Source organism: Clostridium sp. HV4-5-A1G, from assembly GCF_900184915.1.
GTDB lineage: Bacteria > Bacillota > Clostridia > Clostridiales > Clostridiaceae > Clostridium_B > Clostridium_B aromativorans.
On the sequence record NZ_FXYI02000065.1, the window covers coordinates 1 to 17,025 of the forward strand.

Below are 17,025 nucleotides of genomic sequence, written 5' to 3' on the forward strand. Positions count from 1 at the left end.
ACCAACGTTATGTACACTTGTATGTTCGTCGGCATCGTCATATTGGTATAAGAGACAGATACCTTCTTTAGCCTAACCTTTATAGAAAACATCTCCTCAAACAAAACTGATTTATTATTTAATTTCAAAAATATTTTTCCTATATTATCACTTTTTACATGGATGTATAGATAATTATCTTCTAAATTTATTTCCTCAAGAGCAGTATTCAGCCTATGCGTATGATCTAGGGCATCAGACACTCTTAGAATTGCTATTAATTTTAACAGTTCTTTTTTTTTCATTATATCATACAGTTGAATGTCACAATCCACATTTTTTCCGTGGCTACCTGCAATTATAGAAAGGCAATGCTTTAATTCCCATGGAACGGCCTGAAAATTTTCTTCCTGCAGTATTATATATTTAGTATGACGTTGATGGTTTGACTTGTTTATAAAACAGCCTACATCATGTAAAATTGCACTGCAGCTTAGAAGATTTCTGTAGTAGGATCCTATCAAATAGGACTTTTTATTTAGTTCATCATATATCTGGCCGGCAAAATTTTCTACTTTAATTTCATGATCTAATATATTTCTGACATTGTATTTTTCAGCGGTCTTAAATACATCATTAATTTTTACATAATCATATATATCGAGCATACAAAATCCTTTCATAATTATTTATACACTACAAATAATATGAAAGGATTTCTTTTTATATGAACTCATTTTACCACAATCACTTTATTAAACACTTTATAAAAATAATCCTTGCAGTCATCAATCATGCCCATCTCAAGCAAAGATTCTTTTTTTGAAACTATATTTAAAATAACTTTTTCCTTTTCAATCTCAATGTCTATATCCACAACGTTGCCATCATATGCTCTATCAAGAGACCTTGAAATATAAAACACCAAAGACAATTTTTTAATCATTTCAATATCACTGCAATTTAGGATCTTGCCAAAATAATCAGTTTTTTTAATTTTGCCTTCTTCAAAATTGGACACTACAAAGGCTGTCATTATCTGTTCTCTATGGGTAAGTCCATATATCTTCAGGTTTCTCACAATGTAAAAGGAATAATTTTCCTGGCTCCCAAATCCCAGTGAAATACCACATTCACTGAGCATAACTGCAGACTTTAATATTCTATAATCCTCATCCTTCATGGATAACATATCTGAAAAAACTGCACATAATTTCTTGGCAAAGCCCCACACCAACTTTAGATGATCTTTATCCAGATTATAATTATTCATTATGTTATTCAATGAAAAATCAAGTATATTTTCAACAAGAGGAGGATAACCTTCTATTAATTTTCCATAAAGCAGTCCCTGCCTCAGCCCGCTTTCACTGATACAGAGTTTTTTAGTATTGCAGTACTTTATCACTGTAGCTATACAGCAAATGGCGCCTACAAATATGTCCGCTCTGTCTCTGGATATTCCCCTCACTTTTTTATACTGAGAAATACCCATGTTCTTTAAAAAATTGTATATATCTATAACATCTCTAGAAGAAATTATATAATTATGAGGGTTATTAAAAGGATAATTGATTTTATTTCTATGTATTTTGCCAATAGTCCTGTGACTTCCTCCGATACCTATAAGAGACATACCAGATGCTTCTTTCAGCCAGCCTATTTTATCAAAATTTGACACCAGAAAAGCCTCTAGTTCTTTTATTCTTTTTTGGTTGTTTCCCTTAATGGAAAGAAATTTATCTGTGAGTGTAATTGCTCCCATTGGAATACTTATACACTCTTTTAGCTTTCTATTTTTAACCAGTATGAATTCAGTGCTGCTTCCACCTATATCCATTAAAAGTGCAGATTTAACATCAATGCTGTTAACTACTGCCAGATAATCAAAATATGCTTCTTCATCTCCCGAAAGTACTCTTATATCTATTTCTATTTCTTTTTTTGCCCTATCTATGAACTCTCTCTGATTGGAAGCCTTCCGCACTGCTTCTGTGGCAACCGCCACAATCTCAGTTACATCATTTGAATCACATAGTCTTTTAAAATGAGATAATGCAATAATGGCCAATCTGATTTTTTCTTCACTTATGGCTCCATCAGCTGTCATATTCCTTCCGAGTCTTACTATGGACTTCAATTCATCTACAAACTGATAATTTCTTCCATTCATAATTTTTACAATCAAGACTCTCATGGAGTTAGAACCAATATCTATTATTGCCAATTTTTTCATAGCGTATCTCCTTATATGAAATTATAACTATTTACAATATACCTATTATATTATATAAATTCAGCAAATATTTCAACAAATATCTGGAAGTATATTTAAGGGTATGTTATTTAAATGTTAAAATCCTGTTAAGTTTAAAGTATTCACCACCCTCAATAAAGTATAATTTAATTGTTCATAATATAATTATTGCACTTAAAATTTATATTGGAGTTGATGTACATGAAAAGCATTAAATTGTCACAGACAGTAGCAGCCATAGATGCTGGTTCCAACTACTTGAGAATGAGTATTGCCGACATAGATCATGACGGTCACATCAATGTACTGGAAGATTTAATCAAACCTACCAATATAGGAAGAGATACTTTTTCAAGCGGCAGAATATCTGTTGATACTATTCACAATACCTGTAATGACATAAAGGGATTCACACAGGTAATGAAAGATTACAAAATAAAAAATTATAAGGCTGTATGCACCAGTGGAATACGTGAAGCTGAAAACAAGCAGTATATCCTGGAACAGATAAAACTCAGAACAGGAATAGAAATAGAGGACATAAATGTATCACAAGAACGTTTTTATATAATGAAAGCTCTAAAATACAATATATCTGAATTTAATTTTTTTGATAAAAAGACCACATTGGTTATAAATATAACAACAGGTTCAGTGGAAGCTTCCATTTTTGAAGATAATAAATTAAAATTTACAGAGCATATCCAAATAGGGTCTCTCAGGTTGAAAGAAACCTTTACGGGTTTGGAAAATAAGATTATGAATTTCTCCAATTTAATGAAGGAATACGTTGAAAGTAAATTATACTGGATAAAATCCAATACAAAGCATTTAAAAATAGAAAACCTCATCATAATAGGAGGCGAAGTACATACAATTGTCAATTTAATCAACAGCAGGGGCAATAATTCCAAAATGAATAATATAATACTTGGAAAAGATTTTAAATCACTGTACAATGAAATTAAAAATATGACTGAGGATCAAATCACTTTTAAATATAAAATCAGTGCCATTAAAATGAACCTTTTGCTCCCCACGCTGATTTTATTCAACTGCTTTTACAAGATGGCAAATACGGAAAGTATATACAACCCCAACATAACTTTAAGGCTTGGGGTCTTACAGGATCTTTCTGATAAGATTTTCAACCTTCCCCGTAAATCAAAGCTTATAGATGATATTTTAAGTTCTATAGATCATATTGCCGACAAATATAAGATTGACAAAATCCATTCCAATTACGTAGAAAAAATTGCACTGTCAATATTTGATCAAACTTTAAAAATTCACAAGATGGGGGAATCTGAAAGATTGTATCTGCAGGTATCCAGCAGGATTCACGATGTAGGACAATTTATAGATGCGGTAGATCCTGAAATTCAAGCTTATAACATAATAATAAATCAGGATATAATGGGATTTTCATATAGAGAACTAAACATAATAGCCAGCATAGCCAAATACCATTGGGATATAATACCTAAAGAATCAGATTATAATTATTCCATTCTGGATTCCAGAGATAAGATGGTCACATCTATGTTGTCTGCCATTTTAAAATTATCAGAGGCACTTGATACATCCCATCTTCAAAAAATAACAGATATAAAACTTACGAAAAACGGCGACATGCTATTTTTCAATACTACATCTGAAAAAGACATAAGCCTTGAAGAATGGGCTTTTAACAGTAAGGCAAACTTTTTTCAGGAAGTTTTCGGTATAAAACCAACAATTTAAGGAGGCTCAATTTATGGGTAAATTCAACAAAAGTAAAAATTTTATAAACAGAGAGCTAAGCTGGATAGAATTCAATAAGAGAGTACTGGAAGAGTGCAGAGATACAAATCATCCTCTATTTGAACGTCTGAGATTTCTTTCTATAACCTGTTCCAACCTGGATGAATTTTTCATGGTAAGAGTTGGCTCTCTCATGGATCAGATAAAGGCAGGCTTCAACAAACCGGATCCTTCAGGATTGACTCCAAAAGAACAGCTGGCAGATATATATTCAAGTGTGACAAAATTGGTGGCAAAGCAGTGCAGTTATTATAATCGTTCTTTAAAAATAGCTCTTGGAAAGGAAAACATAAAATTTCTAAAACCTCAGGATTTAGATGAAAATCAGAGCAAATTTATAAAAAACTACTATCGCAAGAATGTTTTTCCCGTTCTGACTCCAGTACTTTTAGACAGCAGCAGTGCTTTTCCACTGCTTTTAAACAAGAGTTTAAACATAGGTCTCATCATCGAGAAAAAAGGAGTCAAATCTTTCGCTACGGTTCAGGTACCCTCGGTACTTCCAAGGATAGTGGTGATACCAAGTGAATCAAATTTTAACATAATACTTCTGGAAGATATTATAAAATCAAACTTAAAAACTCTTTTTGGTACCGAAAATATATTATCCTGCGGATGTTACAGAATAACGAGAAACGCAGATATGGCTGTGGATGAAGAGGGTGCAGAAGATCTTCTTGAAGCCATAGAGGAATCTTTAAAGCAGCGTAAGTGGGGTGCTGCAGTAAGACTGGAACTTGAAAGGGGAATAGACAAGGATATAGTGAGAACCCTTGAGAAAGAACTGGAAATCTCAAAGACTCAGGAATATATCTTAAATGTTCCACTGGACTTGACCTTTTTAAATAAGCTCATATCCGTAAAAAAGTACAAATATCTGTGCTATGAGCCTATAAAGCCATTAAATCCACTTAAAGGGATGGAAGATGAGGACATTTTTTCCATAATATCAAAGAAAGATATACTCTTATACCACCCCTATGAGTCCTTTGAACCTGTTATAGAATTTGTAAAGCAGGCTGCAGAAGATCCTTCAGTACTTGCCATAAAGCAGGTGCTCTACAGGGTCAGCGGAAACTCTCCCATTGTAAGATCTCTTATAAAAGCAGCCGAAAATGGAAAACAGGTTACAGTGCTCGTGGAATTAAAGGCAAGATTTGATGAAGAAAACAACATAATATGGGCAAAGCAGCTGGAAAAGGCAGGATGCCATGTAATCTACGGATTAGTGGGACTTAAAACGCACTGCAAACTTCTCTTAGTAGTCAGGAGAGAAAATGACGGAATAAAAAGGTATGTTCACATGGGCACTGGCAATTACAACGATGTAACTGCAAAAATATATACGGATTTGGGTCTTTTCACATCAAATCCCTATTTTGGTGAAGATGCATCCGTAATATTCAACATGCTTTCAGGTCATTCCATTCCAAAAGAACTTAAAAAGACCTGTATAGCTCCACTTAATTTGAGAGAAAGGTTTCTATATCTCATAGAACGGGAGAAAAACAACGCTCTAGATAGCAAACCTGCTAAAATAATTGCCAAGATGAATTCACTGGTGGATAAACATGTAATTGAAGCTCTGTACGACGCATCCTGTGCAGGAGTAAAAATCCAGTTAATCGTCAGGGGTATATGCTGTTTAAGGCCAAAAATAAAGGGTGTCAGTGAAAATATAAGTGTAATAAGTATCGTGGGAAGGTTCCTCGAGCACAGCAGAATATATTATTTTTACAATAATGGTGAGGAAGCACTGTATTTATCCAGTGCAGACTGGATGAACAGAAATCTGGACAGAAGAGTGGAACTTTTATTTCCCATAGAAGATACAGATGTAAAGAATAAATTGAAGGGAATACTCAATACACAGTTAAACGACACAATCAAAGCTAGAATGCTGACCAGCGACGGTTCTTATTCTCATATAGACAAACGCGGCGGGAAACGGGCCTTGGACAGCCAGAAATTATTTTACGAGACAACCCTGGATCCGGACAAGAACTCTTTAAGTAAAACGGAGCTCTCCAAAAAGAAATGGAGGGAAGAAGGTTTTCAGGTACGTCAACCTCAAGTATAAAAATAAAGTTTAGAGTTCAAATATCAAATATAGTAGATTTTCGGTTTTACCCGAAAATCTTTATCATTTGATATTTTATATTTGAACTTTCATAAGAGGAGCTAATTTCTAAATATGCTGCCGGTCTGTTCTTTAAACATTTTATAAGCTTCCAGTGCCTCCGCAGCCTGTTCAGTAGAAAGAGGATCATACACATTCTGCTTATTATAGCTGAATCCTCCATCTTTTAATTTATAACTTAAAAGTTCATCTATCAGGTTTTTGTTGTTTTTCGTAAATTCACTGCCTGTAGGATCTATTCCATTACTGCAGAGAGCTATGATAACCTGAGATAAACTCTGGCTGTTCTCTACACCCATAGAGGAATATCCTGCATCACTGCCCTGCATGGAGGAAAGTTTTGCAATTCCGGCATCTACGACCTGCTTCACATCTTCTCTATCTCTATACGGTGCCAGAGCTGTGAGTGCCATAGATGTCATATCTGTATCCGCTTTATTACTCGTAATACTCCATCCATTATCCTCTGTCCTGGCAGATACTATTTTATCTATGAATTTATCTCTACTAACAAGGGCATCATTTGGCACGTCAAAATTTCCAGAATCCAAAGCTATAAGACCAAATATATAGGCATTTATACCCTGGTTATCCATGCCGGCATTATTGTATATTTTTTCTACCAGATTATATCCTCCAAAACTTGTAGAATCCTTGCCCAGTAATGATAGGACAATTACCATTCTCTCATAATCCGTAGGGGCAAAAGAATCGGCTTGTGATGAAGTCAGGCTGTTTTCAAAAGAAGTCCAATAACTTGGGGGAACTTCCTCTCCATATCTATATACCACCAATGCTTGCCAATCATCTTGGATCCCATCTTTTAAAATTTTATTCACAGTTGCATCAAGTGTACTTTCCACCTGAGACTTATAATTATAATCTTGAGATACAGAGCTCAATTCGAAAGTGTATTTAAGACTACTTTTTAAATACCTGCTTTCTGAAGAATGAACTCCATTTCCTACATTTAAAGAATAAACTTCCCCCTGCTTATATCCGCCTTCCGGAGCATCTACCTTTACTTTGCTGCTGTCAAGTAATTTTATACTGACATTTACTAAATTTCCTTTACTGTCCGTTACAGTTATGGCATTTTTGGTCTGATCATCAAAACCCACAGGTTGACTAAATTTTATAGTCCATGATCTATTAGGATCAGTTATAGTTTTATCTACAGAAGCCGCTTTCACAAGCAGCGGTTGAACCAATAGTATTGAAGTCACAGCCGTGCTTAAAACGGCATACTTTATCTTTGATCTTAACATTTTACATTTCCCCCCATATACAATTATTTAACAAATATAATCTAATCGTTACATACCATTTTTAACATACTTCCAAATCACAGAATCCCCACTCTTCAACACATATTGTCCACTTCCTATATTGGCCTTTACAAATTGGGACTGTCCTTTTTTCTTCACATAATAACACCATCCGGACATGGGTCCTTCTGCCCTCTCTTTCAGCCCATTTATATCTGAGAAATAAATTGTAGAACCAGTTCCCTTTGTTGTGTAACTTATCTTGACTCCATCAAGAACCTTTTGAGTTACATATCCTACGGTTTGTCCATCTATACCATTCAAATTTTTTTGTAAAACAACTCTATTTCCATGAGCTTCATCAATAATCTCAATAGAAGACTGCTCTACCGACTTTTGAGAACTAGCACCGGGTGCACTGGAATTTTGTGAAGAACCACCTTGAGTTGAAGAAGTCTGTCCAGTTTTGCTGTTTACCTTTGAAGCTCCATCTAAACTGCTGGAAGCAGAATTTTTAGACGATTTGCTGGAGACAGCAGGATTTCCCTTTTCATCTTTAGCACCACTTTGGCTTTTCCCAGCTTGAGCTGTACTATTTGACTTATTTTGGGCTTTCTCTGCACTCGCCTGTTTATTTGAAATAGTGCTGGTATATACGTTCTGAGCCTTGATCGCAAGCGCAAATATAACAGCGCATACCACAACAGCAGATACAATTATTATATACTTTTTCTTTTTATTCTTCATTAATTTCATCTCCCTTTTTAGTATTCATGTAACTTATAATCAATCTCCTATTATAGCGCTGAAGCACCGGTAAAAACCTCTTGTAAAATATGACTGAAAACACAAAAGAGCTGATTCCATGGAGAATATCAAAAGTTAATCCCGAAGCATAAGCAGCTAAAATTGAGCCTAAGTTTATAGGTTTTACGAAAGCCAATATATACTGAATGTTCATAATCCAGTCAAACATAAAGCCAAACAAAAAACACAGAATTGAGAATTTAAAAGTTGAAATTTTTCTGCCGCTCTTCCCCAATATCCCTGAAATGATTCCCACAAGCCCCCAGGAAAACATCTGCCAGGGAGTCCAGGGTCCCTGACCAAAAAATATATTGGATAAAAATGCAGTAGTGCTTCCAATTAAAAATCCCTCATAAGATCCAAATACAAAGCCAGAAATTGCCACTAAAAAAGTAACCGGTTGTATATTTGGAGCAGCAGCAAATACTATTCTGGAAACAGCTGCAAATGCACTTAAAGTAGCTATTATAGCAATTTCCTTAGTACCTGAGTGACTTTTTTCAAAATAGAAATAACTCATAAAAAGTATTGCAAAAACACTCACAGTGCATATAAGTGAAACTCCTGTTTGAAAATTACTTCTAACCGTAAGTGCCATTAGCACTATGATTATAAGAGAAGTAACTACAATAATAAATTTTTTCATATTGAACACCTTTCAATGGCTTCTTCCAGGGTAAATATACTATCATCCTTATCCCTCAGCAATTTGTTCATGGAAGTTGTATAAAATATTCCATCTCCCAATACCTGCCTCTTATTTCCGTCTGCCACAATTCTCCCATTGAACATAATCATGTATCTTCTGCAAAAATTACTGGCAAAATCTGTATCATGAGTCACCAAAATAATGGAAGTACCCTTTCTATTGAGATTTTGAAGTAATTTCCCCAATTTGTTTTTAAGTCCACTCTCAAGGCCTCTCGTTGGCTCATCCAGTAGAATCATATCAGGCTGTAATACAAGTATGGAGGCTATGGCTACCCTCTGACGCTGACCGCCGCTTAAATCCCTTGGGTTTTTATTCTTCAGATCATATATTTCAAGTTCTTTTAAAACGCTATTCACTATTTTCTCATCATATATCCCATAATTGTCCATGGTAAATTTAACTTCTTCGTAAACACTGTCCTTTGACAAATAATCATTGGGATTTTGAGATATATATCCTATATGTCTGGCTATCTGCCTTATATCCATTTTCGAAGTATCTTCTCCATAGAGCCTTATGATGCCTTCATGCTCCACAAGTCCCAGAATAGTTTTTAAGAGAGTGCTTTTTCCGGCACCGTTGGCTCCCAATATTGCAATAAATTCACCATTTTCCACAGTAAAATTTATATCTCTCAAAACTTGTTTAGAGCCATATTTACAATTTAATTTGTTTACAGAAATCACTTCTTTGTCATTATTCTGGAATTCAGCAGCAGCAACTTCATTTCCTGATTTTACATTCAATGAGCTGTTTAGAATTTCCACCCGGGCGTCTTTAAAATTTTGCGGCATTTTATTAAAATTCATTTTTTTAAAGAACTTGAGATAATCGGGCATAAACATAAATTGTCTTTTATTACAATTATAATAAAAATCTCTCTTATCTTCAAATAACTCCAAAGTCCCATCATTCATGATAGCTATGGAATCCACAGTATCAAACCACCTGTTCACTCTCTGCTCTATGACTATTATGGTTATTCCGAGTTCTTCATTTATTTTTTTAGTTATATTCAGCATTTCTTCTGCAGAAGAGGGATCCAGCTGTGAAGTTGGTTCATCCAGTATTATACAATCCGGCATATATACAAGGGCAGAGGCCACTGCCACTTTCTGTTTTTCCCCTCCTGACAGGGAAGCAATATCTCTATCAGCAAGATGAAGTATTCCCGAAAATTGAAGTGCCTCATAAACTCTCCTCTTGATCACATCTTCATCCACTCCTATATTCTCCAGTCCAAATGCTACTTCCCTGTGGACTCTATTCATCATAAGCTGTTTTTCAGGATCTTGAAATACCATGGTTACCTTTTCTGCTCTTTCCCTATGGCTCATATCTTTTAAATATTTTCCACCTATTTTTATTTCCCCGCCTATGGTACCGCCATAAAAATTAGGTACTGTACCAACTATTGCCCTGGCAAGAGTCGATTTTCCAGATCCCGATCTTCCTGCTATTAACAGAAAATCATTTTTTTCTAACTGTAAATTTATATTTTTTAAAGACCTCTCTTTTTCCATAGGATAAGTAAAATTCAAATCCTTAATCTCTATATATGCCATACTTTTTCTCCTCGCCGTTCAATATTACAGTTAATGAAATAGCTACTATAAAGGCAAAAATTACAGCTATTCCGATGTTGATGAAATTCACAATGGTTACACCATCGTATATGTTAAATTGCACCCATCCTTTAAACTGTGCTGTTCCATAAAATATAACCAGTGCGGTACTCAAAGCTATTATCTCCCAGTCCCTCGCTTTAAATTTCTGTCTTTCATAGACACTTCTGCTTCCGCTTAAAAATCCTCTGACATAGGCTGCCTCGCCTATGTTAAAGGAGCCTTCCATGGAATCCTCAAGAAGTATGGACATCACAGGAATATAACTTGCAGCTTTTTCTCTGGCTTTTTTCTTGTCAAACATCACACCTCTCACCTCATATATTTCCTTTAGATTTCTAAATCTATCCTTCATACTGGGTATGAGCTTGAAACTTATCATGAGCATGAGAGTGGATTTGGGCATTATGGATGAAAAATAGGAAACTGCCCTGTCAGAATCAACCATAAGCTCGAGTATTATAAAAAGATAGATTACCGCAAGAAACTTAAAGGACATCACCAGGGCATATATAAACGCCTCCAGCGTAAATCTTCTATTAAACAGATAAAACAGTGTTGTTCTCCCGGAACTCACAAAGAGTACATTCAGCAAAATTATAAAAAAAGCAATTGGGAAGAAATAGTACAATGCCGTTCTGAATTTGTGCTTTTCACTGCAAAACACCGCAATAAACAGGATAAAAACATATACGGATGACAGTATCACCGGATTGTCATTGGAAAATATTATTACCATCATGGACATGAAAACCACAGAAGCGGTCAGCACATGGTACTGTTTAAAATCAATAAAATACCTGGATTTTTCTTTATCCTTATAAGTCATGGATATTCACTTCCTTGTCAGCTGTTTAAAGAATGACCGCAATCACAAATAACAGCCATTATTTAAGTATTCCCCAAAATGCTATTTTATAGGTATTTCTATAGTGCCTGAAAGTGGATTATCTTTGTCATCTAAAACAAAGGCTTTTAGTATATATTTTCCCGTGGATGGAATCTGCATGGATGCATCTATAGTAGAGGAATCACCGCTTTTTATAGACTGACTTACACTCACATGATTAATAAATTTGCCCTTATTATTATCATCATACAGGGCTACCAATAACGTAACCGGCTGATCTGTTGAGGATATGTTTCCAGCTTTTATCTTTATGTCTGCATCATTTCCCAAAGAAAAGCTGGTGTTTTCAGTTAAATTTTCTATGTGAACTATTTCTTTGACTACAGTAATCTGACATGTAGCTTCTACAGTGGAATCACCTTCAGCAGAGGCTGTTGCTGTTATGGTGGTATTTCCCTCTCCAGCTGCAGTTACTTTGCCTGTTGAATCCACCGTAGCTGCACCCTCATTAGAACTTTTCCATGTAATTTTGGCATCGCCCGGCATCATAGATGCCTTCAGCTGCACACTTCCGCCTAATACCAGCTTGTCTTCACTTTCATTTAAGGTTATGCTAGTTGCAGGGACATAAAATCCCCTATATACAGATCCCTTCCCTTCAGTTAAGAGTTTATAAGACACCAATGCTTCCAGTCCCTGATTTGTGGCATATGCATTTACGCCATTATTATCCTCATACTCAAATCCTGATTTATTACTAACGGCATAGTTCAAAAGGACATCCATAGGATTTTTCCCATTTTTTATAAACCTGTTGTCTGTAATAGGATCTATTCCATTATCACAAAGTCCTATTATGACCATTGCCAGGCTTTGAGAATTTTCACTTCCATAGGAAGATGTAAATTCACCGTCTTCATTTTGTACATCGGAAAGTTTCTGTACTGCACTGTCTACTGCAGATTTCACATCTTTATTCTTATTGTAATAAGGTGCAAGAGCTGAAAGTGCCACAGCTGTGGTATCCGGGTCCATAACATATTTTTCTTCTGCACCTGGAGTCCACTGGTTAATATTAGAATACCAAGCACCATTTTGCCTTCCGGGATCCTTTAATATGGCATCAATTAATTTCTCCCTGGTCCAGACTGCATTTTCAGGTACATAAAAATTTGCCGCATCCAGAGCTAAAAGGGCATACAAATAAATATTGATTCCCCCATTTTTCATGGTTTGTTCATCACAGTCATATATTTTCTCTACAAGATTTATATTATCAAAATTTGTGGGATCTTTACCTGCCGCCAATAACCCAAGTACGCCTTTTTCATATGTTCCAATAGTTGGATTTTCCAAAGCCTCTTTAAGACTGTCTACATAATTTGTTACCGTACCTTTGTCAGCTTTATACAAGGCTAGATTTGCAATTCCGCTGTCCATAGATACCCATCCATTACTATTATTTGCTGTAGCACTTATATTATCTATAAGTTCATTTACAGAATCTATGTAATCTGTCTGCTGCTCAGTAGCTTGTCCCCCATCTGCGAATACAGTAGCTGTACTACTTCCCGCAATACCTATTATCATAAATGCCGATATTATAAAGGACAGAAATCCTCTATTAAAATTTTTCATTATAATTCACCCCTTATACCAAGATTAAGATACACTAAATGCTTTTATATCAATTTTGTTATCCATGCTTGAAGATGCCTTTATGGTTCCCGTGTAGTTACCAGGATCCAAAGTAGTATTTATATCCATCTTCCCCCCTGAAGATTCATTTATATATTTTAAATTGCCTTTATCATCATAAAGCCTGATAATTATACAATCACTCAAGTACCTGCTATTAGCCTGTATATTTATAGTTCCATCCACCTTTCCCGTAATCACAAGATTGAGCCCCTGGTTTTCGTCTCCATTCAATGTCGTCAGTTTAGTATCCTGTTTAGGTGGATTATTGTTTCCGCCTCCAGAACCGCCACCGGAACCACTTCCAGTTCCACCTGGATTATCATAAGTCCAATCATGGTAATCAAATCTTATAACATCTCCAGATTTCGGCTCTATGGCTTGAACACCTACCTGGGCAAATTCATTATTTACATATATGAACCAACTGATGCCATGAGATAAATCCTGGGCAGATTCATTGACATAATCTTGTCCATTTACTGACATAGAATTTATATAGCCACTTTTCATATCCACTTTATCTGCAACAGTTTTTAAATAATCAAGGGCAACTTTATCTTCTTCTACATTCAACGTCTTTTTTTCAAGAATGGTTCCATTATTATCTTTAGTAATTTCCAAAGTGAAAGTTCCCGAATTTGCAGAAGTGCCGCCTCCTGTGCCCGGCTTGGTTTCATCTCCTATACCGCCGCTGGTGGACTCTCCATTGAAATAACGAACCAGATCGTCCAAAATCACAGCTGGAACTACCGCAGTTCCGCCCAATGCAGTAATAACGGTTTTATCTGACATGTTCTCTTTTAAAAAATCCGCTGTTTTCGAAGCAACAGTATTGTCGGTCAAAACAACAGGTGCGGATTCTGTAGCTGCAAGAGCCGAGCCGGAAAGCGCATCTGCAAACTCATCCCCATTGGGTCCATTTCCCCTTGCCACATACACATTGCTAAAATTAAGATCGGATTTAAAATTCTGAAGCACGGCCAGATTTGTATCAAACCTGGTGGCACCCCCAAGTCTTACAGCATTTGTAAGAGAAGATTCCAGGTCGCTGGATATGACTCCAGTACCGCCTACTATGTAAGTTTTTTCTATATTTCTGTTTTTCAAGTAATTTTTCACTGCCTGTGGAAGAGCATCGCTTTGTGACAGCAATATGGGCATTCCTTTTTTAGCAGCTATTGCAGCTATTGAAAGGCTGTCGGCATAGCCGCTTCCAGATGCAACTACAATATTGCTGACATTTTCCAATTCTTCTGCTATTTTCACAGAGGTCTCATACCTATCTTGTCCACCTAATCTTTTCACAACGCTGACACCAATATCTTTTAGCTGCGATTCCACATTATCAGATAAAGAACCTGTTCCACCAATCACAAATGCCCTATCCACTTTGAGCCTTTTAAGTTCTTTTATAGTTTCATCATCCAGCGAACCCTGTCTTGAAAGTATTATAGGAGCATTATATTTTTTTGCAAGAGGTGCTGCACAGAGAGCATCTGCATAGCCATATCCCTGGGCTATAACAGCAGTAGCTGCACCATATTTCCATCCCTCCTGACTTATTTTTAAGGATGTTTCTATTCTGTCCTCTCCCCAAAGCCTGTTTTCATTTGCAGTTGTACTCATATTGCCGGCACTGCTTGAATCCGCATATACATTTCCAGTGAATCCTGATAAAGCAATGCCAATTACAAACAAAAGCATGACAATTTTGCCGATAATTTTTTTCATACCTTTCATATCATAATCCCTCCCCTAAATAAAAGATCAAATCAATTCCAATAATAAAAGGATCCCTAAGGATCCCGCTATTTACATTCAATTATGGCTGCTTATATATATCTTAGCAATAAAAAACAATTTAATAAAATGTATCATGTTTCCCTCCGAAAAATCAACAAAATGTCAGGCAGGCTTCCTGGCTCAGATTCATTTTACTCCCTTATCTTCCCAGATATATTACCAGTGATACAAACAAGGTTTCATCCTCCATACAGTAGCGGTGGGACTGCAGTATTTTCTATACTTTTCCTTTTAAATATTTAAAACATCACCTAACATCAAATATTAAATTTTACAAATTATCTGCTGCTCTTACCGTTAAGTATAAGATATAAATTTTATTCAGTCAATATATTCAATTAAATAGAATTCGTAAAAGAGAAATGGATTACACTTCATTTTAATAACTGCAATTAAATCTACTTTCAAATTCACTTATCAGTTCATCTCTAAATTTCGGATGCGCAATTTTTATAAGTTCTCTAGCTCTTTCCTTTAACGATTTACCTCTAAGCTGTGCAATTCCGTATTCTGTCACTACATAATGCACATCATTTCTTGAAGTAGTAATTGCTGATCCTTTGCTCAAGAAAGGCACTATCCTTGATACCGTACCCTTTTTTGCAGTAGATGGTATAGCTATAATTGACTTGCCATCTTTTGCCATGCTAGCTCCTCTCATGAAATCAATTTGTCCTCCAACTCCACTTATCTGCTTTAATCCTACACTTTCAGCAGTTATCTGTCCCATTAAATCCATTTCCACACAGGAATTTATGCATACCATCTTATAATTTTTCATAATAACCATGGGCTCATTCACATAATCCACGGAGTCGGATTCAACCATGGCATTGTCATTTACAAAATCGTATAATTTTTTAGTACCCATCAAAAAAGTCACAACTATTTTACCTGGATGAAGAGTCTTTTTCTTGTTTGTTATTACTCCAGACTCAACTAAATCCACAATCCCATCAGATATCATCTCAGAATGTATTCCCAGATCTTTTTTATCTTTTAGAAATGAAAGTACAGCATCTGGAATAGCTCCTATTCCAAGCTGAAGGGTTGACCCATCTTCTATCAAGGAAGCACAATATTTCCCTATTTTCTTTTCTACATCTCCTATTTTAGAAGGTGCCATTTCAACCACAGGGTGTGTATTTTCAACTATACACTCTATATCAGAAATATGTATGAAACAATCTCCAAGAACTCTTGGCATATTTTCATTGACTTCTGCAATAACAATTTTAGCACATTCTGTTGCCGGCTTTATAAAATCATTGGAAATTCCAAAGCTACAGAAACCGTGATTATCCGGTTTGCTTACCTGAATCAACGATACATCTAAAGGAATGTAGCCTTCTTTAAAAAGCCTTGGCATTTCATGAAAAAAACATGGAACATAGTCTGCTCTTCCCGAATTGACAGCATTTCTTACACCTTTACTTACAAACAATGAATTGTAATGAATGTATTTTTCCATACCTTCTTGTGCATACTTACCTTCAGATCTAGGCAGCATACTGTATAAATTTAAATTCTTGTATTTCTCTTTGTTCTTCACCAAAGCATCAAGAAGCATTAGAGGCTCTGCACATCCAGTTCCAAAAACTACATTATCACCCGATTTTATTTTAGATACAGCTTCATCTGCACTTACCAATTTACTTTTATATAAATTTTCCAATTTTGCAGAGATCATTTTAAAACCACCTTTCAAAAAATTTTATAAAATTAGAGATAAGTAAAGTTCCACTCAATCCCAAGAATCACTTGATCTACTCTGCACAATAAAAAAGAGAATCCAAAGGAATCTTCTTTCATATTTTAAATAAAACTGTTTACAAATTAAAATACAACACACAATTTACAAATATTATGTAAAATATTGTCCCAGCATTAATTTTTAACTTTTACCAATACAATAATTGCTTAAGTCATGCAACATCTCCTCTCTCCTGAAAGAATTAACGACATATTAGACAGACTTCCCATTTTAGATTCATCCTGAATGTTAAAAATATCACTTACTACTGGATATTAAATTTTTATAAATTATCTATTTCTCTATTTTTAAGTATAAGATATAAAT

At 35.3% G+C, this 17,025-nt stretch carries 11 protein-coding genes, 1 pseudogene and 1 riboswitch; of the genes and pseudogenes, 2 read left to right on the forward strand and 10 right to left on the reverse strand.

Annotated features, from left to right (window positions below):
- Both J5G60_RS08725 and ppx read right to left on the reverse strand, forming a co-directional pair.
- Window positions 1-647: HD domain-containing protein (locus J5G60_RS08725; RefSeq protein ID WP_207876527.1), on the reverse strand; the 647-nt coding region annotated here is incomplete at its 3' end.
- A 65-nt stretch (window positions 648-712) separates the two neighbouring features.
- A complete protein-coding gene (ppx, locus tag J5G60_RS08730) occupies window positions 713-2,215 on the reverse strand; it encodes an exopolyphosphatase (protein WP_150358072.1) in 1,503 nt (500 codons plus the stop codon).
- Between the two features lie 222 nt (window positions 2,216-2,437).
- Here ppx and J5G60_RS08735 point away from each other — a divergent pair, with 222 nt between their 5' ends.
- A complete protein-coding gene (locus J5G60_RS08735) occupies window positions 2,438-3,979 on the forward strand; it encodes a Ppx/GppA phosphatase family protein (protein WP_150358071.1) in 1,542 nt (513 codons plus the stop codon).
- Window positions 3,978-6,119 (forward strand): annotated as a pseudogene (locus J5G60_RS08740) (RNA degradosome polyphosphate kinase); the annotation flags it as partial. The gene J5G60_RS08735 and the pseudogene J5G60_RS08740, both read left to right, overlap by 2 nt.
- Before the next feature lie 101 nt (window positions 6,120-6,220).
- Here the strand turns inward: J5G60_RS08740 and J5G60_RS08745 are convergent.
- The 8 genes from J5G60_RS08745 to J5G60_RS08780 form a co-directional block, all read right to left on the reverse strand.
- Window positions 6,221-7,447, reverse strand: a complete 1,227-nt coding sequence (locus J5G60_RS08745) for a terpene cyclase/mutase family protein (RefSeq protein ID WP_150358069.1) — start codon at window positions 7,445-7,447, stop codon at window positions 6,221-6,223.
- A 48-nt stretch (window positions 7,448-7,495) separates the two neighbouring features.
- Window positions 7,496-8,194 (reverse strand): DUF4430 domain-containing protein, encoded by a 699-nt coding sequence (locus J5G60_RS08750; protein ID WP_179978061.1) that lies wholly within the window; start codon window positions 8,192-8,194, stop codon window positions 7,496-7,498.
- Window positions 8,184-8,900, reverse strand: a complete 717-nt coding sequence (locus J5G60_RS08755) for an ECF transporter S component (protein WP_150358067.1) — start codon at window positions 8,898-8,900, stop codon at window positions 8,184-8,186. Before J5G60_RS08755 ends, J5G60_RS08750 begins: the two co-directional genes overlap by 11 nt.
- On the reverse strand, window positions 8,897-10,531 hold the full coding sequence (locus J5G60_RS08760; protein ID WP_150358066.1) for an ABC transporter ATP-binding protein: 1,635 nt from the start codon (window positions 10,529-10,531) through the stop codon (window positions 8,897-8,899). The genes J5G60_RS08755 and J5G60_RS08760 overlap by 4 nt, the downstream gene beginning before the upstream one ends.
- On the reverse strand, window positions 10,512-11,420 hold the full coding sequence (locus J5G60_RS08765) for an energy-coupling factor transporter transmembrane component T (RefSeq protein ID WP_150358065.1): 909 nt from the start codon (window positions 11,418-11,420) through the stop codon (window positions 10,512-10,514). Before J5G60_RS08765 ends, J5G60_RS08760 begins: the two co-directional genes overlap by 20 nt.
- Before the next feature lie 81 nt (window positions 11,421-11,501).
- Window positions 11,502-13,079, reverse strand: a complete 1,578-nt coding sequence (locus J5G60_RS08770; protein WP_150358064.1) for an Ig-like domain-containing protein — start codon at window positions 13,077-13,079, stop codon at window positions 11,502-11,504.
- A 24-nt stretch (window positions 13,080-13,103) separates the two neighbouring features.
- Window positions 13,104-14,882, reverse strand: a complete 1,779-nt coding sequence (locus J5G60_RS08775) for a cell wall-binding repeat-containing protein (protein ID WP_150358063.1) — start codon at window positions 14,880-14,882, stop codon at window positions 13,104-13,106.
- A 151-nt stretch (window positions 14,883-15,033) separates the two neighbouring features.
- Window positions 15,034-15,215: riboswitch (cobalamin riboswitch) on the reverse strand.
- Window positions 15,216-15,324: 109 nt separating this feature from the next.
- Window positions 15,325-16,635: an acetyl-CoA hydrolase/transferase family protein gene (locus tag J5G60_RS08780; protein WP_150358062.1), complete on the reverse strand. Its 1,311-nt coding sequence runs from the start codon at window positions 16,633-16,635 to the stop codon at window positions 15,325-15,327.
- Window positions 16,636-17,025: the final 390 nt, after the last annotated feature.